The 2,084-nt window shown below is 31.9% G+C and carries 2 protein-coding genes; both read left to right on the top strand.

The features are described 5' to 3' along the window. Positions 1-162: 162 nt before the first annotated feature. Entirely contained in the window at positions 163-900 is a 738-nt protein-coding gene (locus AC1EUY_RS15935; RefSeq protein ID WP_480196543.1) for a hypothetical protein, read from the top strand. A 229-nt stretch (positions 901-1,129) separates the two neighbouring features. Beyond that, on the top strand, positions 1,130-1,927 hold the full coding sequence (locus AC1EUY_RS15930; protein WP_480196542.1) for a hypothetical protein: 798 nt from the start codon (positions 1,130-1,132) through the stop codon (positions 1,925-1,927). Positions 1,928-2,084 lie beyond the last annotated feature (157 nt).

Genomic DNA, 2,084 nt, shown 5'->3' with positions numbered 1-2,084 from the left:
AAAATGCACCTAACAATGTATAAACTTTATTGCTCGTAAGGACATCTAACAAAAATCATTAACTAAGTTTTAACGGAGTTTGGTACTTGAAAACTTTATTACTAAATTCACCCAACAAAGCTTATACAGAGCCGTTGCCAACTATTATGATGACCCTGATTCATGAATGAGAAAATTATAAAAGATATTAGATATTTTGAGTTGAAACCTGAAAATTATACTGGACCATTTGACGGAATTCTCGGAAATATTTATGTTGAATCACCTGATACGAAATTTATTGGACAGCGGATTGCGCGAAAACTAAATGAATTCGGATTTGTTTCTGGAGAATTCGACCATATCTATATAAACCTATCGAACAAATTACCGGAGAATGAAATTTGCCAAAGCGATGTGTTCCTTGACAAGCAAATAAAACATTTCGATTACGGGGTAAAACCATCGGACTTCAATAAATTGACTGACAACGAAAAAGATTTAAAAATTAAGGAAATCACTTTTAACACATTACACTGGATATATAAAAATGATTCTTCGAAAAGCCAAGTAATCAATCAAACAAAAAGCCTGATTGATAATCACGGTAAAAAATTGATAATCAGATTTAAGACCAAAGAAACGACACAATATAAGATTGACCTAAGCTATCAGATAAGACCACATAATGACAAATCAAAATTAATTATTGAATACACTGATAAAAAAGATAATAAATTAACGAAAGGGACTTTGGACATTCTGGATTACCAAGATTTATATCTACTAATCGATAAATTGAGCTTAAAGAACGGGATTATAATTTTTCACCCTAAAAAAAGTTATAATGCGGTACTTACAGCTAGAAAATATAAAAATCCACCTATAGGATTTGAAATAAAGAGGCTAGCCGAAAAATAACAGTTGGCAACAATGGCTATAGCAAATAGGGCGTAAAGTCCTATTTTCATTGGCTTGGGCGTACTTGCGAACACCACCGAATCTTTTGGATTCGGCATTTAAAATAAAAAAGATAAATACGAACGCAAAAGATTCGGCTAAGGGCTGAGACGGAATGGCCGGTGCTGCCCGAACGCCCTACTTGCCATAGCCGAACCGTTGGCAGTAATAAGAGAATCCACACAAACTAATGAACTTCATTCATATAAAGTTAAAACCAACAAAAAGAATAAAGACTAATTTCAATCCTGCAGAAGTCAGTAAAGATGTTGAGATTCCAGAAGCGAGCAAAAAATTCATAAAAGATTACAGCAAATCAAATAAACTTTCTGATGATTATGATAAAGAAGTTATGATATTGTTTGAGGACAAAATGATTTATGGATTTGACTACTTGTATCAAAAAGATAAACTTTTGATTCCAGAAATTAGCCCAACGACAATTTTTTATGCGAACGCTATAATGTCTCACAAAAGATTAATTTCATTTCGTCAGCGATTATTTGAAAATTCACCTACAGTTAGGAATTATAAGAAGAATAGTATCAACCAAAACCTATTTGGTAATTTTTTTCAATTAGCAACTATATGTATTACAAATTTACAGTCTGCATTGGAAAGTTTTGCCAACAGACAAATCCCTGATGATTTCGAATTCATTGATGTTAATGGAGAAGAATTTGAGCCATCGGTTTTTCATAAACTTGATTCTGCGTTACCAAAAATTCATAATAAAAGATTTAAAAGTAAATATAAGAAGTATAATTACTCGATTAGAAAATTAATTGAATTGCGGAATGAAATAGTTCATTTAAAACCCGCTGAAAAAGACGCAAACACACAATATAAAATTGTATATAGAAGATTATTAAAATTCGATTTTACACGAGCTGTTATTTCAGTTAAAACTTTAATCAATTTTTATGAACCCAATCTAATTGAAGAGTGTGAATGCGGAAAAGAATTATATTACGATATCTGTGAGTAACGGAAATAAATTACTACTGCCAACAAAGACGTGTATAATTAATTACGGCGGAATTTCCTCGCAGGAAATTCACTTGAATTAATTAACTTAGCTCAACGTCGGAAAATCCTAACTGATTTTCCGTAACTAACCATACACAAACCGTTGTGTGCAAGCA

It is taken from the genome of Maritimimonas sp. 2210JD6-3 (assembly GCF_056591795.1).
Note: the sequence above shows the minus strand (reverse complement) of the source record. Positions and strands in the feature narration are given on the sequence as shown.

Excerpts from the sequence above, each read along its gene's own strand:
- AC1EUY_RS15935 (WP_480196543.1), top strand. The coding sequence starts at position 163 with ATGAATGAGAAAATTATAAAAGATATTAGATATTTTGAGTTGAAACCT.
- AC1EUY_RS15930 (WP_480196542.1), top strand. The coding sequence starts at position 1,130 with ATGAACTTCATTCATATAAAGTTAAAACCAACAAAAAGAATAAAGACT.